Source organism: uncultured Methanobrevibacter sp. (assembly GCF_902770715.1).
Lineage (GTDB): Archaea > Methanobacteriota > Methanobacteria > Methanobacteriales > Methanobacteriaceae > Methanocatella.
Genome location: NZ_CACXTS010000008.1, coordinates 13,966 through 34,840, shown reverse-complemented (window position 1 = coordinate 34,840; position 20,875 = coordinate 13,966). Strand labels below are relative to the sequence as shown.

The following is a 20,875-nucleotide window of genomic DNA, read 5'->3' as shown; positions in this document are numbered from 1 at the left end:
CCCGAATAATATTTTAATGAATAATATTTTGTATTAAGAATAAATAAATTTATTTATTTGATATTTTAATTTTTCTTGCTGAATATTTGTGATTTCTGCAAAAAACATAGCGATAATCTATATTTTCACCAAAATCCGCTATCATTAATGGCGGATCTTTTATTGCATATTTCATTATTGTGCTGGCATTGTTATTGCATAGTGCGTTGATTGAGAAATCTATTATTTCAAGCTCCTCTCTACTAAATTTGATCGAGGGGATTATTGTCAGGTAATATCTGTGGATGGTTCTGTGGTAGTACGGTTCCTTTCTTAAAAAAAGCTTTTTTGAGGAAATCAGGTCTTCTGTAACCTCTTTAAAGTGTGTTGGCTTTATTCCTCTTTTTGATTTGACGTATGTTTCCTTTGTGAGCAGCTTGCCGTAAAGCTCATAATAATTGGAGTCAATGAAATACAGTATGCTGCAGAGCACGGTTTTTCCCAGATTGGGCTTGTTGCAGCATCTAGCCAAAATGTACATTATCACGTCAATATATTTTTCACGATTAAGTTGCATGGTGTTACCGGTGATGGTTGGTTGATTGTATTTTTGTGCGGTTTTATTTTTAAGTGATGTCAGAGAGCATTTGAAAAATAATATAAATACGATTAAGTTAATAATTGGTATTGTTGTTATTTTTTCATTCTTTTTGCCTAAAATAAAGTAACATTTATATAGTAGGTTATTTATAATTAATAGTATTAGTTTTAATTAGGTTTTGTCTTATCTTAACTTGATTATATTATGTCTAATAAGGGGTATTACTTACTCCATTCATATTAAAAAACTAAAATTTGTAATAATATAAGGTGATATAATGAGCGGACAAAATGTTCAAAGACCACTTGATGCATTAGGGAAATCTGTAGACTCTCCAGTTTTAATAAAACTCAAAGGAGATCGTGAATTTAGAGGTATACTTAAGAGCTTTGATTTACACATGAATTTAGTTCTTAATGATGCAGAAGAGTTACAAGACGGAGAAGTTACTAGAAGACTCGGTGTTGTACTCATTAGAGGAGACAATATTGTTTATATTTCACCATAAATATTATTCAATACTTTTTTCGAGATTATATTCTAATGATAAACTAGGGAGGTGTATCAATGTCAAAGGGAACTCCATCAATGGGTAAAAAGAATAAAAAGACCCATATCAGATGCAGAAGATGTGGTAGAAACACTTATCATATACGTAAAAAAGTCTGTGCTTCCTGTGGATTTGGTAAATCTAAAAAATTAAGGAGATACAGCTGGCAAAACAAAAAACCAACTACTAGGCAAAGATTAGTATAAGTTGGTAAAAACTATGAAGATTATTAAATTAATCTTCTTCAAACTACTTTTTTTAATCAGATTAATTTCAAAATAGACTGCTTTTTTTAGATAGATTTATATAACTATTGATATTATAATTAAATTAAACATTTTTTTAGGAGGTCTTTTATGACCGAGTTAAAAGATATTGCTAAAGAATATGATGTAGATTTGGAAAACTGTGTTGTCTTTATAAGAGGCAACGATGATATATTGGCTGTTGACATAACCAATGCCGGAATTAGGCAAAGAAGTGATGATACAATGGGTTTTACCTTTTCATTGCCTCCAAAAGAAACATTGAAGCTAGAGGAATATTTCAATAAGTTTGCAACAGGAGAAAAATTCTACTTTGATATTTCACAAACTGGCTACAGGCCGGTTTATTACAGAGGCCTATCTCCAATCAACAAGGAAGTCAGTGCCGAATACCATCCGAAATTCAACATTACACTGTTTGCACAAAAGGCTATTGTCGAGCCTGAAGATTCATACTTTGCTCCGACATGCGCTTGCTGTGAATTTTGCCACATAGGATAGGGATATGATGTTCGATTCTCAATTTTCAAATTATGTTGTACTTACCAACAAAAAGACAAATGAATCCATTAAGTTAGATCAAAGAAGGGTTAAAATCAGAGAAAATGAAAATGGTTTGATGGCCATAAGCTATGTTGGCCCTGTATTTGAAATAATGGATCTGGAAATCTTTTTTGAAGATTTCTTGAATTCTGAAAAATTAAATATAGATATCTGCGGAACCGGAAACAGCATTGTAAGCTTTAGGGGAATAATTGATGGTAAGGGAAAAAATCTCCCTCAAAATATAGACCATAAAATTATTCTTTTACAGGAGCCTAAATGTTTGGATCCAAGAGTGAACATTCAAAGGACAGGATTTTCTAAATTCAAGCTAAAAAGTGAGATTTCAGAATAATCCTTTTTATTTTTTTTATAATTCGTCTTCAACGGCTTCCCATAAGTCAACCGCCCATCCTTGCGAACCATCAATTACCATATCGAGCAGCCTTACCTTGCCGTCTCTAAATCGGAATAGCCTGTAGTCCTGCTGAGGCTTTTTAGCACTTCCTTCCTTATTGCAGTCAAGGTATAGACCTTCATCATAATTTTCTTCAAAATCTCCGGCCTGAACAAATTCTCCAACAAGGGAAAATCCATTTTTTACGCTTTTGTCTAGTTTTTCGACGGTTTTCAACCAGCCGCCTTGTGCTCTGAACTTTATATCAGGGTCAATTCTTGTTATTTCTTCTTGCCAGTTAACTATCATATTACCAAATCCTTTTTATTTTTTAATTTGGCTATTAATAGCATATAAGCAAAGAGCGAGAGCATTTGAAAAGTATTATTTTCCAACTTCAAAATAATTAGTTATATATAATTAAAATTTCAAATTTATTAATATACTATTTAATTAAATCTGGGCTTTATTTATGAATTTATTTGAAAAATTTGGCATAAAAACTGAAAATGAACATTTATATGAAATGGCGTTCACACATGGTTCCTATTCAACACAGCATAAATTAGATTATAATTATGAAAGATTGGAATACTTAGGTGATTCTGTCTTAAGTTTAATTGTATCTGAATATTTATATCAGAAATATCCTCAATTTGAAGAGGGTAAATTAACCAAGTTAAGGGCGAATTATGTCTGTCAATCAGCATTAATCTATTACTCTCATGATTTGGGACTTCAAGATTACCTTAAAGTAGCCGCCGAGGAATCAAATCTGACTAAAAATGAGATTTTGTCCATTACAGCGGATATTTTTGAGTCATTTCTTGGTGCGATATTCCTGGATCAGGGAATGGATTTTGCAAAAGAGTACATATCTAAGACAATATTTAAATATATTGATGAAAATAAAATATTCTTTGCAGATTATAAATCAGCAATGAAGGAATACGGCGACGCAAAGGAATTGGATATTTCATATAAGATATTGAAAGAATTTGGAGTGCCCCATGATAAGACATTCATCATATCCATTTTGATTGATGGTGTTGAAATGGGAGTTGGAAAAGGAAAGAATAAGAAAGAGGCAGAACAAGCGGCTGCTAAAATAGCTATTGAAAAATTAAATATTAAGGTGTTTTAAATGTATGAAGAATCTGTAGGTATTGTTAAAACAGAATATCTTGACATCAAGGAACCGATTGAATTGGACAGTGGAAAGGTTCTTGATGAAGTCACAATTGCCTATGAAACTTATGGTCAACTCAATAAGGAAAAATCCAATGCTATTCTAGTTTGTCATGCTTTAACAGGAGATGCCCATGCAGCAGGTTGGCATGAAGGCGATAAGAAGCCTGGCTGGTGGGAGATAGTAATAGGTCCAGGCAAGGCATTAGATAGTGAAAAATACTTCATAATCTGTTCTAATGTATTAGGAGGATGTAAAGGAACAACTGGCCCTAGTTCAATCAATCCAAAGACAGAAAAGGAATACGGTCTTGAGTTCCCGGTTATTACAATCAGAGACATGGTCAATGTTCAGAAAAAGTTGGTTGACCACTTTGGAATTACACAATTGGCTGCAGTCATTGGCGGGTCCATGGGCGGAATGCAGGTTCTCCAGTGGATGGTATCATACCCTAAAATGATGAAAAAGGCGATACCTATAGCTACAGCGGCAATGTCCTACCCTCAGCAAATAGCTTTTAATGCAGTGGGTCGCCAGTCAATATTCTCCGATCCTAATTGGAATAATGGAAATTACTATGAAACAGGCAAAATTCCAAGCAACGGATTGTCCCTTGCGCGCATGATTGCTCACATCACATATTTAAGTGATGAATCAATGGACATTAAGTTTGGACGTGGACTTCAGGATAAGGATGAAATCAGTTACGATTTCACAGTTGATTTCCAAGTTGAAAGCTACCTGAAACATCAAGGGGAAACATTCGTAAAGCGTTTTGACGCTAACAGCTATCTATACATTACAAAGGCTGTCGATTTGTTTGACTTGTCCATCAGCAATTCATTGATTGATGGTCTTAAGGATGTTGAAGCCAAAGTTGAAGTGATTTCAGTAGATTCCGATTGGCTATATCCATCAGAACAGAGCATGGAAATTGTCACAGCCCTCAACGCTAATGATGTTGAGGTTTCATATTCCGAAATCAAATCAAATTATGGGCATGATGCATTCTTGCTTGAAACAGGGCAGCTTAACTATATCTTCATGAAATTCCTCTCAGACAGCATTGTTGAGGATATAATGATGGAAGAGATAGCTACAATCAGAGGCAATGCGGATGTAACCGAAGCGGCTAAATTAATGTTGGATAAGCATGTAACTCATATTCCTGTTGTTACTGATGATTATAAACTCATTGGAATTGTTACAAGTTGGGACTTGGCTAAATCAGTAGCTACTAATTCAAATCATTTAACGGATATAATGACAACAACCGTCAAGTATTGTAATGCCGGCGACACCATAGAGGAAGTCGCCCGTCAAATGCGCAAATTTGACATATCCTGTCTTCCGGTTGTTGATGAGAACATGAAGGTTTTAGGCCTTATCACAACAGATCAAATTAGTAATTTACTCGGTTAAATTACTTCTTTTTTTATTTATTTTAATTTTCTGGAGTCGTTATTATTTCACGTAAATCTAAGTTTATCGATGGTGCTAAAAAGGGTATTCCAATCACATTCGGATATGTTCCGATGGGTATTGGATATGCTGCAATTGCCATAAAGGCGGGAATGACACCCCTTGAGACAATTTCAATGTCCTTTTTAGTTTATGCAGGTGCAGGACAGATCATTGCCGCATCGATGGTTCTTAGCGGTGCAACTGCAATGGCGATTATATTGACAAATTTTGTTGTAAATTTAAGATATTTCGTAATGTCAACATGCGTTTTAAATCAAATCGAAGATTCAAATGTGGGTTTGAACATTCTGGCGGCTCATGTAACTGTTGACGAGTCATTTGCAATGTTTTCATTAAGTGAAGATTCAAGCATTTGGACTTATCTTGGAATTGCAATAACCGCCTGGTTAAGCTGGTGCTTTGGAGCGGGAATTGGTGTTGTACTTTTGGATTTGCTTCCGGTAATCGTTACAAACAGTTTTAACATTTCACTGTATGCATTGTTTGTTGCAATTTTGACTCCTGCCGTTAAAGAAAACAAGCAGATTGCACTTTTGGTTTTAATAACTGCAGTTTTAAATGTTGTTTTAGGCCAATTCTTGGGAAATTGGTCCTTGATTGTCGCTACACTTATAGGTGCAGCTGCTGGAATGTATATTGTTGATGACGAATATCTGATTTCAGGTGATGCCTAATGGATTATATCATGTTGGTTATTTTAGGCTGTGCAATCGTAACATTCATTCCAAGGTTGATTCCGGCATTATTCATAGATAAATTGAATTTCTCTCCTAAAGTGGAGAAATTTTTGAATTTAATTCCATATACCGCTCTTGCGGCTTTAATATGTCCTGGAGTATTGACAGTTGACAGTCAATTATGGTATATCGGTTTGATTGGTGCGGTTGTGGCTGCAGGGCTTGCCTGGAAGAAGGTCCCTCTCGGAGCTATTGTAATTTTAACCGTGGTTGTTTTAATAAGCGTTTATTCAATTGTTCCTTTCTTCTAATTTTTTTAGTCCCAAGCAGATATTAAAGGGAAAATGGATTGATAAATGTGTAAGTCTAATTTTGATTTTCTGCTTGAGACCATGTAACATCTAAATGTGTTAATGATATGTTACATATGTTAAAGATTAATTACCTAATATATAAATGTTTCGTTTTTAATTTTTCTATTAAAAAATATTTAAAATCTATTTAATTAATTATTTAACATCAATTATTTATTTTATTCTTAAAATTTTTATTAAATATTATATTTATATAAAATAAAGTTATTTTAACTTGTTTTTATTAATTTACACTTATTATATTAATTTTATTATAAACAGTTAAGTTTATATACTATGTAATGTAACATTAACATAAGTAATTAGTTTTTAACATAATTACTAATGTACTTAAATACTTTTTGCAAAAATGAATTAATTTGTGGGAATACTATGAGAACCATGATTAAATATTTAAGACAAGAGCTCAAGATGAGCCAAAAAGAACTTGGGGATAAAGTTGGAGTCACCCGACAAACCATAAATGCGCTGGAAAATGGTAGATATAATCCATCTTTATTTTTAGCATATGAGATAACCCAGGTTTTTAATAAAATGATGTTTAAAGGAGATCGAGAAAAGTATTTTGTTATGGAAGAAATATTCATTTTCGATGATGATTACTATTAGGTGATAAAAGATGATTTTAGATATATACAAAGATTCACTAGAATATTCCGCCAAGGACTGGAAGACATTAGTGATTTTGGGAGTAATCTGTTTATTCAGTTTCTTATTGCTGCCTGCATTCTTGATTACAGGATATAATTATAGAGTTATTAATACTGCAGTACATGGAATAATCAACGGAAGGGATCCTCTTCCGGGCTTCGATGACCCGATTGACATGTTTGTTGATGGTGTAAAGGTTGTTATTGTTCAGGTTCTGTATCTGATTGTGCCGATGATTATCTTTTTCGTGTTTGCACTTATTGCAGGTAATGTATCCGGCGTAGCATCAAGCGCTCTAATGCTTATCGGATGTTTGATTACCTTGATTGTTGGCGTAGCTGCATGCCTAATGAGCCAAATGGGAATATGCCACATGGCATATAATGACGGAGCATTTTCAAAAGCGTTTGCCCTAAGTGAGATAAAAGAAGTGATTGATGAAATTGGATGGTTTGAATGCATTTTAACCTATATTGGACTGATAATCATAGTCATTGTCATTTCAGTTGTTGTTACCGCACTCATTGGAATCATTTTTACATTATTTGGAATTTCAGGTGCGGTTTTAGGTGCTGACCCAAGCGGAGTATTTGTATTAGGAGCATTAGTCAACACAGCAATATCAATGTTTATTGTTGGACCGTACTTGAGCATATTCGCATCAAGATCAATGGGATTATTGTATACAATGCAAATATGAGGTGATTATGATGGCAAGTATAACTGACTGTGTAGTGGAAGGATTGAAATATCCTTTCAATGACATTAAAAAACTTCTAAGCTTTGGAGCTCTATTTGCATTAATAAGTGTAGTCTCAACATTCATTGGCGCAAAATCGTTGGATATTTTCAGAGCCGCTGTGCATATAGCTGAAAAGACTAACGGTACTGTTTCACACATTCCCATTTCACAGCTGCCTGTTGGCGATATGTATCTTGTAGCGGGCTTGACTATTGTTACCTTTATCGTCTCATTGCTGATAATGGGATATCAATATGATATTATAAAATTCTCAATAGATAAGAAAGAAGACCTTCCCGGATTTGGCGACATCCTGTCCATGTTTGTAAATGGAATAAAATATTGCATTGTCATATTGGCATATAATATCCTTCCGATACTCATATTGGTGGGTGGAGCAGCATTGGCAGGAGAATCATCAATATTTCCAATTGTCCTCTTAATTTCAATGCTGTTATTCATAATTGCATATTTCCTCCTTCTCATGGCATTAAACAACATGATTGCCCATGACAGTCTCAAAAAGGCATTTGATTTCGGAGAGATAATTGATAATATTTCAAATCTTGGATGGGGAAAGTATGTCGGAATAATTCTGTTCACATTAATTGTGATGATGATTATTTCTGTTGCAGTAGGATTCATACTAAGCTTTATAACAGTATTGTTCGCAGCAATTATCAACAATCAGGCATTTGTCATATCAATAGTTATTGCGATAATCGAAGGTTTGTTCATAGACTCTTATATGGGATTATTCTTCAACAGAGTGTGTGGATCAATCTATAGAGAATCAATCAAATAGATGGAATGTTTTTAAACATTCCACTTTATTTTTTCATGTTATTTATTGGAGGTTTTAGCCATGGCAGACTATGTCATCGAAACAAAGGATTTGTCAAAAATATATTCCAAAACTAAAGTTGTTGATTCTATTAATATGCATGTTGAAAAAGGTAAAATCTATGGGCTATTGGGTAAAAACGGAGCCGGAAAGACCACAACAATGTGCATGCTTTTGAATCTCACATATCCAAGCAGTGGAGAGGTATTCCTTTTTGGAAAAGATCCTAAAAAATACTCAAAGGAAATTTACCCAAAAATCGGTTCCATCATTGAAACTCCAGGATTTTATGAAAATTTAACCGCTTATGAAAACTTGAAAATCATTGCGAAGCTAAGGGGAGAATATAATCCTGTCAATATAAATTCAGTTCTTAAAATGGTCAATCTGGACCAGGAAAAATCAAAAAAATTCAAGGATTTTTCGTTAGGCATGAAGCAGCGTCTAGGAATAGCTGCAGCAATCATGCATAGTCCGGAATTGCTGATTCTGGATGAGCCAATCAACGGTCTTGACCCATTTGGAATCAAGGAAATCAGAACATTGCTTAAAAGGCTATCCCATGAATTCGGAATAACCATTTTGATTTCATCCCATATCCTAAGTGAAATTGAAAATATTGCTGATGTAATCGGAGTCATGGATGAGGGAATTTTGATTGAAGAGTTTACACGAGATGAACTGTTCAGAAAATTGAATAAGCATGTCGAATTCGAAGTATCCGATGTTGATTTGGCGGTCAATATTTTAAAGAAATTGGATCTTAGGGATAACAGCGATTTCACTTTTAATATTGATGGAAAAATCTGTCTGTATTCTCATTTGGAAATGAGGGATAAGTTCAATGCATTATTTGTCAAGGCAGGTGTCGACGTTAAAAAAGTGAACTTATGTGAAGAAAACCTGGAGGAGTTCTTCACACGATTTGTTTCTAATAATTGAGGTGATAATATGTTAACTTTTATTAAAATGGAATTTCTAAAGCTTAAAAGGTCAAATATATTTTTGTTAAGCTTAATGGGGGCAGTTCTTCCTCCTTTGTTAATGTTTATTGCAGTTTTTGCATTTGATGAGGGAAGCACTTTCGACATGCTGTTCACCAATGTGAACATGTACATGTCAGCATTGTTTGCTATCATGCTTTTTTCAATAATGATATCCTATCTATTCGGAAGGGAATATAACGAACATACTCTAAAGACCATGCTGACCATTCCGATATCCAGAGGAAAATTCCTGGCAAGCAAATATGTGATGTTTCTGGTGTGGATTTTAATCTTGACTGTTGTTACAAGTCTTTCAGCACTTGTCTTCGGTTTCATTGCAGGTCTTGAGGGTTTCACGTTAAAGTTGTTTATGGATAGCTTTGCACAGCTTCTGTTTGCAAATATCCTGCTGTTTTTAACATTCTCCCCATTTGTATTTCTTTCATTGTTCATTACAAATATGGTGCCTGCAATGGTTGGCGGTGCAGGTTTGACACTGGTGAATATGCTTATTTATGGCCAAACTTGGGCTCCGTACGTGCCTTGGGTTTGTCCATATCTAATAGCCTCCGGTGAAATAGCGGAATATGCAACAAGCCCAACAGTATCTTATGGGATTATTTTGGTCACTTTCTTAATAGGATTGGCTATTTCTTACATTTATTTCACTAAAACCGACGTGGCGATATAATCATTAGTATTCAAATGCTCTATGTATTGATTTAAATATGATGGTGGTAAAATATAGTTGATGGTGATATGATGAATGACTTTGAAAACCAAAAATTCTGTCAATCATGTGCAATGCCTTTAGCTGATGAAGAACTCTTCGGAACCAATGCAGACGGCAGCAAAAATGAAGATTACTGCATGTACTGCTTTAAAGATGGTGAATTCACTTCAGACATGACAATGGATGAGATGATGAATTTCTGCATCGGCAAAATGGTTGAAGTTCATCCGGAAATTGACAAGGATGAAGCAAGCGCAATGATGAAGGAAGTATTTCCTAAATTAAAAAGATGGGCAAATGATTAATCAGCTCACTTTTTTTCTTTTTCTTTTTTTTTTAAAATTTTAAGTATTATTAGTTTATAATATTATATCATGTGTTCTATTGTTGGCCTGCAAGGCAATTTTAAGGGAAATGATATTGTAAAAATGCTTAAAGCCTCAAAAAACAGAGGTCAGGATTCTTCAGGAGTTTGTTTGGATAAGATTTATACAGACATTGACTTGGATGAATTTAACGATGATAATGATTATGAGATAGCTTTTGGCCACAATCTGCTTTCAATATATGATTTGAATGAAAGAGTATCAAGAACACAGCCGATTTCAAATGACAATCTGACTCTTGTTTTCAATGGCGAGATATATAACTTCAGAACTATGAAGAATTTCTTGAATAAGGTGGGCGTTGAAGAGGAAATTACCTCAGACAGCGAAATTTTATTATATCTAATAGATTTCTATGCCAAAAAGATGGACTTGCTTAAGGCAGTTCAAGCGGCAATCAGATTAATTGACGGCGATTATGCCTTTGCAGTATATGACGGGGAAAATCTGGCAATTGCAAGAGATCCGTTAGGTGTAAAGCCATTGTTCTACTCCCAAAATAAGGACATTAAAGGATTCGCATCAACCAGACAATCATTAAAGGAAGTGGGATTAACTGACATTGACACATTAAAACCTGAACACATACTTTACAACTGGGAGGATATATCTCCATCTCAAGCAATCTATGAAAAGATCTTTGATGGTGACGTAGCTAAAATAGACAAGATGTTAAGATTAAGCGTTATTAAAAGAGTTGAAGGATTACGGGAGCTTGGTGTAATATTTTCAGGTGGTCTTGACAGTTCATATTTAGCTCTTCTTTTAAAAGAGATTTCAGAAAACATACCATTGAAAGTCAAGCTTTATGCAGTGGGCGCCGAAGGCTCACAGGATGTTGAAGCTGCAATTTACGCTTCAAAATTCCTGAATATGGATTTGGAAATATGTGAAGTCACAGAAGAGTTGGTGCGTGAAGCGTTGCCTCAAGTTGTCAAGGCCATCGGGGATGACAATCTGATGAAGGTAGGCGTAGGATTGACTACTTATTTTGCAACCAAAATGGTGGCTGATGACGGCATTAAAGTAGCCTTTTCAGGCCAAGGTGCTGATGAGCTGTTTGGAGGATATAAAAGATATCTTAAAAGCTTTGTTGACGGTACACTAAATTACGATTTGAGAGTTGACATGTCCAACATGTATCATGTTAATCTGGAAAGGGATGATGCATGCTCTATGCTCAATGGCGTTGAGTTAAGATTGCCATTTTTGGATAAGACTCTTGTTGAGCTTGTATTAAATATTCCTGACAACAAAAAGATTGTTTCAATGCATGATGATATGAGGAAAAGCATCTTAAGAAAATTGGCTTTTGAAGAAGGCCTTGACTATGAAATAGCCTACAGGCCCAAAAAGGCAGCACAATATGGGACAGGTATCGATAAAATCTTAAGGAAGAAAATTATTAAAGATACAGATATTTCAAAATATTTATAATAATTTTTCCTGTTTTAACCTATTTTTTATTTTAATACAATTTTATTAGTTTAAAGCAATTTTTAGTTCTTAAATTATAAAATAAAGGTTTAAATATTTTTAAATTTAATATAAGAATCAAACTGTAACTCCTAAGTCCAAGGAGGTGATATTATATTTGATAATATTCTCATGAGTTTGATTCAATTCTTTTTTTTTGATGAGAATTCTACTTGGCAATCCAATAAATCTAAAAGGAGGATTCATTGTGGATATTTTAAGCAAAATTAGATGTTTAATTGCTTTAAATATCATGTTAATATGGTATTTAGTGTTAATATTCACATTGGCAATAATTAATCTAATGTGATGCCTTAATGAATTCTCCTTTAAATTGCAGGGAAAAACAATTTTATATGCTTTTGTTTTTGATGTTCTTTACCCGTGCATCTTTGGGTTCAGTTTCGCATAGAAAGTACACTCCTTGCAATTTATAAATGATGATTAGATTTATATATTATTTGCAACAATATACAAATAGAGTTTTTAAACTCCAAATGGATTTTTTAAAAATCTATTTTAGATTTATTGGGTTAATCAATATCCAAAGGGTAATATTGTGGGATTGAAATCCTACAATATGGATATTGACGTTTTATAGTCTATTTTTTTATCAAATTTTTTATTTTAGTCTTATTTTTCAAGTCTAAATCTTTACATTTATTAATATCAAAAAACATAATAATTATATTATTAATTAATAGGAGTTTTATTATGACAATCGAAAAAGATGCGGAAGACATTATTGAAAAATTCTCAAAAATATTAGAAGACATTCCAGATTCAGACGAAACCTGGTATATTACTGATAATTTAAATTTAACTCGTGAAGATAAATCTCAAGCGAAAAACCCTGAAAAAATATTAAGAAACGCTAGGATTGATAAAGAAGGAAATCTTGTTGTTAAAAAAGCAGATTGGACAGGTTAGAGGGATTTAAATGAGAATGGATTTAGTTCTAGAACTTTTAGACAGTCCAGGACAATTAGTTAAAGCATTAGAACCAATAAGTGCATTTGGTGCTAATCTGGTAACTGTTATCCATAAAAGGGACTATAAAAATGACAATGGTAAAGTTCCAGTTCAACTAACTTTGGAAGGAGAGCATGAAGACCTTAAAAATGTAGTTAACAAATTTGAAGAGTTAGGATTCACCATTATTGAAATGGATGGTATTGTTAAAAAGGAAAAAATAACTACTATTTTCTTTGGTCATATTGTAGATCAGGATTTAAGGGACACTATGGACAGAATTAATGCTCTTGATGGTGTTGTCATTGTTGCATTTGATATTAAATTAAACGGCGAAGAAAAATCAACTGCATTAATTAATATTGAAGCGGACATTGGTTTAAAGCAGACTGTATTTAATAGAATTGCAGAAATTGCAGAAGAAAAAGATTTATTGGTTATTAATGAAGTTTAAGTGATGATTATTATGGATGAATGTAGAGTCATTATCATGGGATTTGGTTCAGTTGGCCAAGGTGTGGCTAATGCGCTTTCCATGAAGAAGGATTTGATTAAGGATAAAACAGGTATTGCAGTGAAGGTTGTAGCTGCAGCCGATTCATCTTCATCTGCAATCTCACAAGATGGATTAGATGAATTGTTACTTGTAAAGACAAAGAATGAAGAAGGAAAACTATCAGCATATCCTGAATTTGGGTCTGATGTAAGTGGTGCAGATGTTTTGGATGCCGTTGAATACGATTGTCTTATAGAAGCAACTCCTACTAATATTAAAGATGCGGAACCTGCACTTTCATTAACACTAAAAGCATTTGAACAAGGAAAAGATGTAGTGACATCAAATAAGGGACATTTGGCACTCAAATTCAAAGAAGTTGTTGGCGCTGCTGAAAAGGCAGGCGTTGAATTTAAGTATGAGGCTAGTGTTGGCGGATCAATGCCAATCATCAATTTCACAAGAGACACATTGGCATCATGTGAAATAAAATCAATTAAGGGTATCTTAAACGGTACTACCAATTACATTTTATCAAGAATGACCTCTGAAGGGTCAGATTATGAAGTTATTTTAAAAGAGTCACAAGATTTAGGAATAGCCGAAACCGACCCAACTCAAGATGTTGAAGGTATTGATGCAGCCTGTAAAACTGTAATTTTAGCCAATTCCCTTTTAGGAATCGACGCAACATACAGTGATGTTAAAGTTGAAGGTATTTCAAATATCAATTCCGAGGCTATTGAACTGGCTAAAAAGGATGACTACTTAATCAAATTGATAGCTGAAGTATCTCCTGACAATTTGCAGGTATCTCCTCGTTTGGTTAGAAGGGGAAGTTCCTATGATGTAAGCGGTACTTTAAACATGGCTACAATCAAAACCGATTTGGCCGATGAAGTATCCGTAATTGGACTTGGAGCAGGATCTCTTGAAACTGCTTCTGCGATGTTGACTGATTTAATTAGTATTTTAAAAAATAAAAACTAATTAAATTCTTTTTTTATTTATTTTTGATAACATGAAATACGTAATATTTATCCCAGATGGGTCTAGCGATTATCCTGTAGACGAATTAGATGGTAAAACTCCTTTAATGGTGGCAAATACTCCAAATATAGACAAATTGGCACGTGGCGGATTTGGCGGATTTACAAATAATGTTCCGGAACAGTACACCCCAGGTTCAGACGTGGCCAATATGAGCATTTTCGGATACAATCCTGCCGATTTCTATACTGGCCGTGGACCATTGGAAGCCGGAAGCGAAGGCATTCCAACAACCCCGTGCGATGTAATATTCAGATGCAATACAATATTCAGCGAAAATGGTGAAATGGATGACTTTAATGCAGGCCACATTTCAACTGAAGAGGCTGATGAGCTAATGAAAGGTTTGAATGAATATTTCAATGAAAAATATCCTGATTTCAAAGGAAAATTCTACACAGGCGTAAGCTATAGGCATCTGTTCATCTACTCCTGTGACAGTGTTGAAGATGCAGAAATCTTATCCAGCATCCAAACAGTTCCTCCTCATGACATGGTCGGTGAAAAGTTAGCCGATAATCTGTTTGGTGACTGTGAACTGGCTCAGGAAATCCAACAGATAATGTTTGAGTCAAAGGAATACCTTAAAGATGCTGAAGTTAACCAAAAAAGAGATATTCCTGCCAATATGGTATGGCTATGGGGACAAGGCGTAACTCCAAGCTTGCCTAACTTTGAAGAGACCTATGGAATTACCGCTTCAGTAATCACCGGTGTTGACCTGCTTAAGGGTATTGGAAACTTTGCAGGAATGAACATCGTAAATGTTCCGGGTGCTACCGGATACTTTGACACAGACTACAAGCAAAAAGGAGAATATGGTATTGAAGCATTGAAGGAAACTGATTTGTTGTTGATTCATATTGAAGCTCCTGATGAAGCAGGACATGCTAAAAATACTGCTGAAAAAGTCAAGGCTATTGAAAGAATCGATGAATGCATTGTCGGTCCGATTATCGAAAGTCTGCAAGGCGAGGATTTCAGGGTGGCAATTTTGCCTGACCACCCAACTCCAATCAGCGTTGGAACACACACTCGCGATAATGTGCCTTTAGTAATCTATGATTCAGCCCGTGAAGGTGATGAATGCGAATCATTTGATGAAGAGGGTGTTAAAAAAGGTTCACTTGAATTCAAAAAAGGACATTTCCTTGTTCAAAGATTAATAGATGGAGATTATTAAATGAAAGTATTGTTAGTTAACGGCAGTCCCCACAAAGGGGGTTGTACCTATACCGCTTTAAGCGAAGTTGCAAAAACCTTAAATGATGAAGGCATTGAAACTGAAATATTCTGGATTAAGACAAAACCGATTACCGGATGCATTGCATGCGGCAAATGCGGCGAATTGGGCAAATGCACATTTGACAAGGATGTTGTTAATGAATTTGTCGAAAAAGCATATGATGCTGACGGATTCGTATTCGGCTCACCTGTTTACTATGCAAGTGCAAACGGATCAATGACCTCATTTTTAGACCGCGCATTTTACTCAAACTCTCACGGCGCCGGAGCAGAAGCATTCAAACATAAGCCTGGAGCTGTAGTCTGCTCTGCAAGAAGAGGCGGTACAACAGCAACTTATGATCAGTTAATCAAATATTTGGGTATTTCCCAGATGCCTATCATTTCATCCTTTTACTGGAATATGGTTCATGGAAACACTCCTGAAGAAGTAATGCAGGATGAAGAGGGATTAGGCACTATGAGGCAATTGGCTCATAATATGGCATTTTTCTTAAAATGTCTTGAAGCAGGTGCTGAGAATGGTTTAACAGTTACCGAAGAGCCTAAACCTCGTACAAACTTTATAAGGTAAATTTTTATATGAACGTTAGCAACTTAATAAAAACTCCTGAAGGTTATATCTATTCAAATAGAGCATTACTCGCCTTATTCATTCCACTTTTAATAGAATACGGTTTGGAATTCTGTGTAGGCCTAGCCGATTCCATCATGGTTGCATCGCTAGGTGAAGCAGCTATTTCAGGAGTTTCTTTAGTTGACTTTCTGGTTCAGCTTCTTATTTTTTCATTTTCTGCTCTTGGAACCGGTGGGGCTGTGGTGGCCGGCCAGTATCTAGGCGACAATCAAATTGAAAAGGCACAAAACTCTGCAACTCAGCTCATTTGGTTTTCAACTATCCTATCTACAGTCATGATGATTGCAGTTGTCATTTTAAGGCAATTTCTAATAGGGATATTATTTGGCCAAATTGAAGCGGATGTTTGGGCAAATGCCGATGTATATTTATATATTGTAGCTCTTTCGATTCCATTTTTGGCAATTTATAATGCAGGTGCAGCAATATTCAGAACAACCAATAACGCATCACTTCCAATGAAGATATTGTTAGTCTGCGATGTCTTAAACGTTATTGGAAATGCAATATGCATTTACTATCTTGGTTGGGACGTTCGCGGGGTGGCTATTCCGACAGTCATTTCAAGGGCACTGGCTGCAATTCTGATACTGCATTTCGTTGTTGATGAAGACTATAAATTGCATATCAAAAGAACATTAAAGCATAAGTTTGACTTTAAGATCCTTAAGAAAGTTCTCCAGGTCGGCATTCCATATGGTGTTGAAAACGGGCTTTTCCAATTGGGAAGGGTATTGGTTTTAAGTTTGGTTTCAACATTCGGAACAATGGCGATAGCCGCAAACTCAGTTGGTTATGCAATCGGAATATTTTCAGTATTGCCCGGTTTTGCAATCAATTTAGGTTTGACTGCAGTCATTTCAAGATGTGTCGGAGCCAATGATTATGAACAGGCAAGGTATTATAATAAGAAATGCTTAGTGATTGTTATAATCTCACATATTGTCATAAACCTGTTGATTTTTGCAGGCTTGCCTCTAATTTTAGGCATTTACAACCTGTCAGCTCAAACTGCAGCAATGACCACGGAAATGGTTATCTGGCATGGAATATTTGCAATAATAATCTGGCCGATTTCCTTCACACTGCCTTCTACATTCAGAGGGGCAGGAGATTCAAAATCAGTAATGTACATCAGTCTGGCAGTAATGTTCATCTGCAGAATAGGATTATCCTATGTCATAGCCGATTGGATGGGCATTGGAGTGTTCGGAACTTGGATAGCTATGTTTATTGACTGGTATGTAAGGGCAGGAATTTACGTTTACAGATATTTCTCAAACAAATGGACAGAATATAGGGTGGTTTAATGGATAGAATAGTATATAAGAATACGCACAATTTCAGCAAAAAGGAACTCAAAGATCTGTTTTTATCTGTTGAGTGGTCATCAGGTCATTTCCCAGATAAATTGGCAATTGCAATGAAAAATTTCGAAACCGTTTACTCCGCATGGGACGGCGATAAGCTTGTCGGCATGGTATGTGCAATGGATGACGGCATAATGAATGCATATGTTCATTATCTTTTGGTGAGGCCGGAATACCAACTTAAGGGAATCGGAAAGGAATTGCTTCAAAGGATTAAAGACCACTATAAGGATTACATGCGCATTGTAGTGGTTGCATACAATGATGAAATCAAGTTTTATGAATATTGCGGATTTGAAAAAGCCGAAGATGCAAGTCCGATGTTCATTACTGAATTGTGGACCTGAGGTGATAATGTGGTTCTGTTTAGGGGAGACGTCAAGTGCAAAAGCTTACAGAGAAGGACATCTATTAGTGTGATTCTTCCATCCGATAACATTCATTTCTTGCAGGACAGCGAAGAGATAGTCCCACAGCCTTATAGGACACTGTATCTGCTTCATGGATTGTATGGCAGTGATGATATCTTTTTGGCAAACACATCCATTCAGAAATTTGCGGAAGATAACGGAATAGCTATTGTAATCCCTTGCGGAGAGAATAGCTTTTACATTGACAATGAAAAAGCGCATGCATACTATGGGGAATATGTCGGCCAGGAACTCCTGGATATCACTAGAAATATCTTCCCTCTTTCAGACAAAAGGGAAGACACATTCATTGCAGGATTTTCAATGGGAGGATATGGAGCTATCCGCAACGGTTTGAAATACTCACAGAACTTTTCAAAAATTGGAATGATTTCAGCGGCATTGATAACCGATGACATAGCCGATTATGCCAGTGACACCAATGTGTTGAGATCAAGGGACTTTTATGAATCCATATTCGGCGATTTGGAAAGCGTAAAGGGTTCTGATAAAAATCCAAAATATCTGATTGACAGCTGCGAAGACATTCCAGACATTTACATGGCCTGTGGCGTAAATGACTTTTTATATGATAAAAATGTTGATTTCTATGAGTTTTTAAAATCTAAAAATATTGATGCAGAGTTTGTTGAGGCTCCGGGGGAGCATACTTGGGAATTTTGTGACAAGCATATTAAGGAATTCATTAAAACATTATAAGGTGATATGAATGAGATGTCCTAACTGCGGAAATGAACTGGATGAGGATAACTATTGCAGTGAATGCTGTGAATTTTTCAATGAGGAGGATTCGAATGATTTTGATGCCTATGATTTCGATTCGATGGTGAATAATGGTGAGGCAATCTGTCTGAATTGCACTTTTTGGAGCGTAAGCCCTTATGGAGCGTCTCATGGTATGGTATGTAGAAAGGGACAATTTTCACAAGGTCCTAATGATTCCTGCGAACTGTTCATAAAAGAGCAGCAATTTGCCAATTATGGTGATGGGGGACAGTATCAGTTTGATGAAACGGGCAGTGCCATATCGAATAAGTTATATCATTGGAAAAATAATCGCTGAAATGCATATTTTATAAAGGAAATTAAATTTTTATATATCATAAAAAACTAAAATTATAGTATAATTAATGGAGAGGATTTTTCTGACAAAGTATATTATTATAACTGGTGGGGTTGTTAGTTCAATCGGAAAAGGTATTACATCAGCGTCTATGGGACGTATTTTAAGATCATATGGTTTAAAAGTTTCAGCTATTAAAATAGACCCTTATTTAAACTGGGATTCTGGAACACTCAATCCATATCAGCATGGTGAAGTATTCGTAACCCATGACGGTATGGAAACTGACTTGGACCTTGGTCACTATGAAAGATTTTTGGATGTTGAGCTTGATGGATTAGCCAACATTACCACAGGTAAGGTTTATGAATCAGTCATCGCTAAAGAAAGAGAAGGCGGATACTTGGGAGAATGTGTACAGGTCATTCCGCACATCACTAATCGTATTAAAGAAATGATTAGGGAAAATTCTGAAAGCGCAGATTATGACGTGGTTTTAGTGGAACTTGGTGGTACTGTCGGAGATATTGAAAGCCAACCTTTCCTTGAAGCATTAAGACAACTCAGAAATGAGGAAGGCCGTGAAAATGTTATGTTCGTCCATGTTACATTTATTCCCTACCTAAATGCAGCTGGAGAATTCAAAACAAAACCTACTCAACACTCCACAAAAGAATTAAGAAGTGTCGGTATAAATCCTGATGTAATTGTCTGCAGATCTCAAGAACCAATTGATGATGGCTTAAGAGGAAAAATAGCTCATTTCTGTGATGTGGACTATGAAGCTGTTGTAAACACTCCTGATGCAGGCACAATTTATGAAGTTCCTTTAGTTTTAGAAGAGCACAACATTGGTGAATTCATTGTCAAAAGAATTGGTTTGGATATCGAACCGGATTCATCTAAATTGGATGAATGGAGAGATATAGTCAAGTCTTTAAAGATAACCGAGCCTGTTGTCAACATTGGCATTGTGGGCAAATATGTTGAACTTGAAGATTCATATATCAGTATCAGAGAATCTCTGCTTCATGCGGCTGCAAGCATTGGAGTTAAAGCCAATATTAAATTCTTAAGCTCTGATGTTGAAGAGTTGGATCAGGATGCAATGAATGAATTGCATGGTATTCTTATTCCTGGAGGATTCGGTGAACGTGGTTTTGAAGGCAAACTGGATGCAGTTGAATATGCTATCGAAAACAACGTGCCTTTATTCGGAATCTGTCTTGGAATGCAATGTATGGTAACTCAGTTTGCAAGAATCAATGGATACCCTGGTGCAAATAGTTCTGAATTTGACGATAATTTGGAATACCCTGTTATTGATATGATGGAAGAGCAAAAGAAAATCAAAAACATGGGTGGAACTATGCGTTTAGGTTCCTATGACTGCAAAATCGTTGAAGGTACCAAAACATTTGATGCATATGGTGAATTGAATATTGAAGAGCGCCATAGGCACAGATATGAATTTAACAATGATTATAGGCAAGATTTACAGGAAAAAGGTTTAATTATTTCTGGAACTAGTCCTGATGACTTCCTGGTTGAAATCGTAGAGCTTCCAAATCATCCATGGGCTATTGGTTGCCAATTCCATCCTGAATTTAAATCAAGACCTAATAGGCCACACCCATTATTTAAATCATTTTTAGAAGCTATCAAAGAGTTTTCTAAAAATTAATCTTTCTTTTTTTTCTTCAATTTTATATTTTTAAAACAATTTTATAAG

General features: G+C 35.3%; 27 protein-coding genes. 25 read left to right on the top strand and 2 right to left on the bottom strand.

Annotation, left to right across the window (positions count from 1 at the left end; all coding sequences use genetic code 11):
• Window positions 1-49: 49 nt before the first annotated feature.
• The gene (locus QZU81_RS03350; RefSeq protein WP_295589424.1) at window positions 50-556 is read right to left on the bottom strand and encodes a type II toxin-antitoxin system antitoxin SocA domain-containing protein; all 507 of its coding nucleotides are present in this window, start codon (window positions 554-556) and stop codon (window positions 50-52) included.
• Between the two features lie 301 nt (window positions 557-857).
• Here QZU81_RS03350 and QZU81_RS03345 point away from each other — a divergent pair, with 301 nt between their 5' ends.
• The 4 genes from QZU81_RS03345 to QZU81_RS03330 all read left to right on the top strand — a co-directional run bounded on the left by QZU81_RS03345 (window position 858) and on the right by QZU81_RS03330 (window position 2,294).
• A complete protein-coding gene (locus QZU81_RS03345; RefSeq protein ID WP_116591755.1) occupies window positions 858-1,088 on the top strand; it encodes an LSm family protein in 231 nt (76 codons plus the stop codon).
• A gap of 59 nt (window positions 1,089-1,147) precedes the next feature.
• Complete coding sequence (locus QZU81_RS03340) at window positions 1,148-1,336, top strand: 50S ribosomal protein L37e (protein WP_067042784.1); 189 nt, start codon at window positions 1,148-1,150, stop codon at window positions 1,334-1,336.
• A gap of 150 nt (window positions 1,337-1,486) precedes the next feature.
• Window positions 1,487-1,897: a hypothetical protein gene (locus tag QZU81_RS03335; protein ID WP_295589422.1), complete on the top strand. Its 411-nt coding sequence runs from the start codon at window positions 1,487-1,489 to the stop codon at window positions 1,895-1,897.
• Between the two features lie 4 nt (window positions 1,898-1,901).
• Window positions 1,902-2,294, top strand: coding sequence for a hypothetical protein (locus QZU81_RS03330; protein ID WP_295589420.1), 393 nt, complete (start codon window positions 1,902-1,904; stop codon window positions 2,292-2,294).
• Window positions 2,295-2,309: 15 nt separating this feature from the next.
• On the opposite strand, the gene QZU81_RS03325 is transcribed toward QZU81_RS03330, so the two are convergent.
• Complete coding sequence (locus QZU81_RS03325; protein ID WP_292823912.1) at window positions 2,310-2,645, bottom strand: hypothetical protein; 336 nt, start codon at window positions 2,643-2,645, stop codon at window positions 2,310-2,312.
• A gap of 163 nt (window positions 2,646-2,808) precedes the next feature.
• Here QZU81_RS03325 and rnc point away from each other — a divergent pair, with 163 nt between their 5' ends.
• From rnc to QZU81_RS03220, 21 genes are all read left to right on the top strand, one after another.
• The gene (rnc, locus tag QZU81_RS03320) at window positions 2,809-3,480 is read left to right on the top strand and encodes a ribonuclease III (RefSeq protein ID WP_295589418.1); all 672 of its coding nucleotides are present in this window, start codon (window positions 2,809-2,811) and stop codon (window positions 3,478-3,480) included.
• Entirely contained in the window at window positions 3,481-4,947 is a 1,467-nt protein-coding gene (locus tag QZU81_RS03315) for a homoserine O-acetyltransferase (protein ID WP_295589417.1), read from the top strand.
• A 41-nt stretch (window positions 4,948-4,988) separates the two neighbouring features.
• Entirely contained in the window at window positions 4,989-5,684 is a 696-nt protein-coding gene (locus tag QZU81_RS03310; protein ID WP_342764256.1) for an AzlC family ABC transporter permease, read from the top strand.
• Complete coding sequence (locus QZU81_RS03305) at window positions 5,684-5,998, top strand: AzlD domain-containing protein (RefSeq protein WP_292823903.1); 315 nt, start codon at window positions 5,684-5,686, stop codon at window positions 5,996-5,998. The genes QZU81_RS03310 and QZU81_RS03305 overlap by 1 nt, the downstream gene beginning before the upstream one ends.
• Window positions 5,999-6,433: 435 nt before the next feature.
• Window positions 6,434-6,670: a helix-turn-helix transcriptional regulator gene (locus QZU81_RS03300; RefSeq protein ID WP_116591747.1), complete on the top strand. Its 237-nt coding sequence runs from the start codon at window positions 6,434-6,436 to the stop codon at window positions 6,668-6,670.
• A 10-nt stretch (window positions 6,671-6,680) separates the two neighbouring features.
• The gene (locus QZU81_RS03295; RefSeq protein ID WP_295589416.1) at window positions 6,681-7,412 is read left to right on the top strand and encodes a DUF4013 domain-containing protein; all 732 of its coding nucleotides are present in this window, start codon (window positions 6,681-6,683) and stop codon (window positions 7,410-7,412) included.
• Between the two features lie 10 nt (window positions 7,413-7,422).
• Complete coding sequence (locus tag QZU81_RS03290) at window positions 7,423-8,259, top strand: DUF4013 domain-containing protein (protein WP_295589415.1); 837 nt, start codon at window positions 7,423-7,425, stop codon at window positions 8,257-8,259.
• 60 nt (window positions 8,260-8,319) lie between these two features.
• Window positions 8,320-9,240 (top strand): ABC transporter ATP-binding protein, encoded by a 921-nt coding sequence (locus tag QZU81_RS03285; protein ID WP_295589413.1) that lies wholly within the window; start codon window positions 8,320-8,322, stop codon window positions 9,238-9,240.
• A 9-nt stretch (window positions 9,241-9,249) separates the two neighbouring features.
• Complete coding sequence (locus tag QZU81_RS03280; protein WP_295589412.1) at window positions 9,250-9,975, top strand: ABC transporter permease; 726 nt, start codon at window positions 9,250-9,252, stop codon at window positions 9,973-9,975.
• Window positions 9,976-10,046: 71 nt separating this feature from the next.
• Window positions 10,047-10,322: a zinc ribbon domain-containing protein gene (locus tag QZU81_RS03275; RefSeq protein WP_292823887.1), complete on the top strand. Its 276-nt coding sequence runs from the start codon at window positions 10,047-10,049 to the stop codon at window positions 10,320-10,322.
• A 69-nt stretch (window positions 10,323-10,391) separates the two neighbouring features.
• Window positions 10,392-11,840 carry an asparagine synthase-related protein gene (locus QZU81_RS03270; protein ID WP_295589410.1) on the top strand — a complete coding sequence of 483 codons (1,449 nt, stop codon included), beginning with the start codon at window positions 10,392-10,394 and terminating at the stop codon, window positions 11,838-11,840.
• Between the two features lie 753 nt (window positions 11,841-12,593).
• The gene (gene gatC / locus QZU81_RS03265; protein ID WP_295589409.1) at window positions 12,594-12,809 is read left to right on the top strand and encodes an Asp-tRNA(Asn) amidotransferase subunit GatC; all 216 of its coding nucleotides are present in this window, start codon (window positions 12,594-12,596) and stop codon (window positions 12,807-12,809) included.
• A 10-nt stretch (window positions 12,810-12,819) separates the two neighbouring features.
• Window positions 12,820-13,305, top strand: a complete 486-nt coding sequence (locus tag QZU81_RS03260) for an amino acid-binding protein (protein WP_295589407.1) — start codon at window positions 12,820-12,822, stop codon at window positions 13,303-13,305.
• A 12-nt stretch (window positions 13,306-13,317) separates the two neighbouring features.
• Complete coding sequence (locus QZU81_RS03255; RefSeq protein ID WP_292851630.1) at window positions 13,318-14,337, top strand: homoserine dehydrogenase; 1,020 nt, start codon at window positions 13,318-13,320, stop codon at window positions 14,335-14,337.
• Between the two features lie 31 nt (window positions 14,338-14,368).
• Complete coding sequence (locus QZU81_RS03250) at window positions 14,369-15,580, top strand: cofactor-independent phosphoglycerate mutase (protein WP_295589405.1); 1,212 nt, start codon at window positions 14,369-14,371, stop codon at window positions 15,578-15,580.
• Window positions 15,581-16,216 (top strand): flavodoxin family protein, encoded by a 636-nt coding sequence (locus tag QZU81_RS03245; protein ID WP_295589404.1) that lies wholly within the window; start codon window positions 15,581-15,583, stop codon window positions 16,214-16,216.
• Between the two features lie 8 nt (window positions 16,217-16,224).
• Window positions 16,225-17,589 carry an MATE family efflux transporter gene (locus QZU81_RS03240; protein ID WP_295589403.1) on the top strand — a complete coding sequence of 455 codons (1,365 nt, stop codon included), beginning with the start codon at window positions 16,225-16,227 and terminating at the stop codon, window positions 17,587-17,589.
• A complete protein-coding gene (locus tag QZU81_RS03235) occupies window positions 17,589-17,996 on the top strand; it encodes a GNAT family N-acetyltransferase (RefSeq protein WP_295589402.1) in 408 nt (135 codons plus the stop codon). Before QZU81_RS03240 ends, QZU81_RS03235 begins: the two co-directional genes overlap by 1 nt.
• 9 nt (window positions 17,997-18,005) lie before the next feature.
• A complete protein-coding gene (locus tag QZU81_RS03230; RefSeq protein WP_295589400.1) occupies window positions 18,006-18,779 on the top strand; it encodes an alpha/beta hydrolase family protein in 774 nt (257 codons plus the stop codon).
• 10 nt (window positions 18,780-18,789) lie between these two features.
• Window positions 18,790-19,143: a hypothetical protein gene (locus tag QZU81_RS03225; protein WP_292851642.1), complete on the top strand. Its 354-nt coding sequence runs from the start codon at window positions 18,790-18,792 to the stop codon at window positions 19,141-19,143.
• A 67-nt stretch (window positions 19,144-19,210) separates the two neighbouring features.
• Window positions 19,211-20,827, top strand: a complete 1,617-nt coding sequence (locus QZU81_RS03220) for a CTP synthase (protein WP_295589399.1) — start codon at window positions 19,211-19,213, stop codon at window positions 20,825-20,827.
• Window positions 20,828-20,875: the final 48 nt, after the last annotated feature.

What these genes read in the sequence shown, in the direction of transcription:
- QZU81_RS03350 (WP_295589424.1), bottom strand. Translation starts at nt 556, where the DNA reads ATGCAACTTAATCGTGAAAAATATATTGACGTGATAATGTACATTTTG.
- QZU81_RS03345 (WP_116591755.1), top strand. Translation starts at nt 858, where the DNA reads ATGAGCGGACAAAATGTTCAAAGACCACTTGATGCATTAGGGAAATCT.
- QZU81_RS03340 (WP_067042784.1), top strand. Translation starts at nt 1,148, where the DNA reads ATGTCAAAGGGAACTCCATCAATGGGTAAAAAGAATAAAAAGACCCAT.
- QZU81_RS03335 (WP_295589422.1), top strand. Translation starts at nt 1,487, where the DNA reads ATGACCGAGTTAAAAGATATTGCTAAAGAATATGATGTAGATTTGGAA.
- QZU81_RS03330 (WP_295589420.1), top strand. Translation starts at nt 1,902, where the DNA reads ATGATGTTCGATTCTCAATTTTCAAATTATGTTGTACTTACCAACAAA.
- QZU81_RS03325 (WP_292823912.1), bottom strand. Translation starts at nt 2,645, where the DNA reads ATGATAGTTAACTGGCAAGAAGAAATAACAAGAATTGACCCTGATATA.
- rnc (WP_295589418.1), top strand. Translation starts at nt 2,809, where the DNA reads ATGAATTTATTTGAAAAATTTGGCATAAAAACTGAAAATGAACATTTA.
- QZU81_RS03315 (WP_295589417.1), top strand. Translation starts at nt 3,481, where the DNA reads ATGTATGAAGAATCTGTAGGTATTGTTAAAACAGAATATCTTGACATC.
- QZU81_RS03305 (WP_292823903.1), top strand. Translation starts at nt 5,684, where the DNA reads ATGGATTATATCATGTTGGTTATTTTAGGCTGTGCAATCGTAACATTC.
- QZU81_RS03300 (WP_116591747.1), top strand. Translation starts at nt 6,434, where the DNA reads ATGAGAACCATGATTAAATATTTAAGACAAGAGCTCAAGATGAGCCAA.
- QZU81_RS03295 (WP_295589416.1), top strand. Translation starts at nt 6,681, where the DNA reads ATGATTTTAGATATATACAAAGATTCACTAGAATATTCCGCCAAGGAC.
- QZU81_RS03290 (WP_295589415.1), top strand. Translation starts at nt 7,423, where the DNA reads ATGGCAAGTATAACTGACTGTGTAGTGGAAGGATTGAAATATCCTTTC.
- QZU81_RS03285 (WP_295589413.1), top strand. Translation starts at nt 8,320, where the DNA reads ATGGCAGACTATGTCATCGAAACAAAGGATTTGTCAAAAATATATTCC.
- QZU81_RS03280 (WP_295589412.1), top strand. Translation starts at nt 9,250, where the DNA reads ATGTTAACTTTTATTAAAATGGAATTTCTAAAGCTTAAAAGGTCAAAT.
- QZU81_RS03275 (WP_292823887.1), top strand. Translation starts at nt 10,047, where the DNA reads ATGAATGACTTTGAAAACCAAAAATTCTGTCAATCATGTGCAATGCCT.
- QZU81_RS03270 (WP_295589410.1), top strand. Translation starts at nt 10,392, where the DNA reads ATGTGTTCTATTGTTGGCCTGCAAGGCAATTTTAAGGGAAATGATATT.
- gatC (WP_295589409.1), top strand. Translation starts at nt 12,594, where the DNA reads ATGACAATCGAAAAAGATGCGGAAGACATTATTGAAAAATTCTCAAAA.
- QZU81_RS03260 (WP_295589407.1), top strand. Translation starts at nt 12,820, where the DNA reads ATGAGAATGGATTTAGTTCTAGAACTTTTAGACAGTCCAGGACAATTA.
- QZU81_RS03255 (WP_292851630.1), top strand. Translation starts at nt 13,318, where the DNA reads ATGGATGAATGTAGAGTCATTATCATGGGATTTGGTTCAGTTGGCCAA.
- QZU81_RS03250 (WP_295589405.1), top strand. Translation starts at nt 14,369, where the DNA reads ATGAAATACGTAATATTTATCCCAGATGGGTCTAGCGATTATCCTGTA.
- QZU81_RS03245 (WP_295589404.1), top strand. Translation starts at nt 15,581, where the DNA reads ATGAAAGTATTGTTAGTTAACGGCAGTCCCCACAAAGGGGGTTGTACC.
- QZU81_RS03240 (WP_295589403.1), top strand. Translation starts at nt 16,225, where the DNA reads ATGAACGTTAGCAACTTAATAAAAACTCCTGAAGGTTATATCTATTCA.
- QZU81_RS03235 (WP_295589402.1), top strand. Translation starts at nt 17,589, where the DNA reads ATGGATAGAATAGTATATAAGAATACGCACAATTTCAGCAAAAAGGAA.
- QZU81_RS03225 (WP_292851642.1), top strand. Translation starts at nt 18,790, where the DNA reads ATGAGATGTCCTAACTGCGGAAATGAACTGGATGAGGATAACTATTGC.
- QZU81_RS03220 (WP_295589399.1), top strand. Translation starts at nt 19,211, where the DNA reads ATGGAGAGGATTTTTCTGACAAAGTATATTATTATAACTGGTGGGGTT.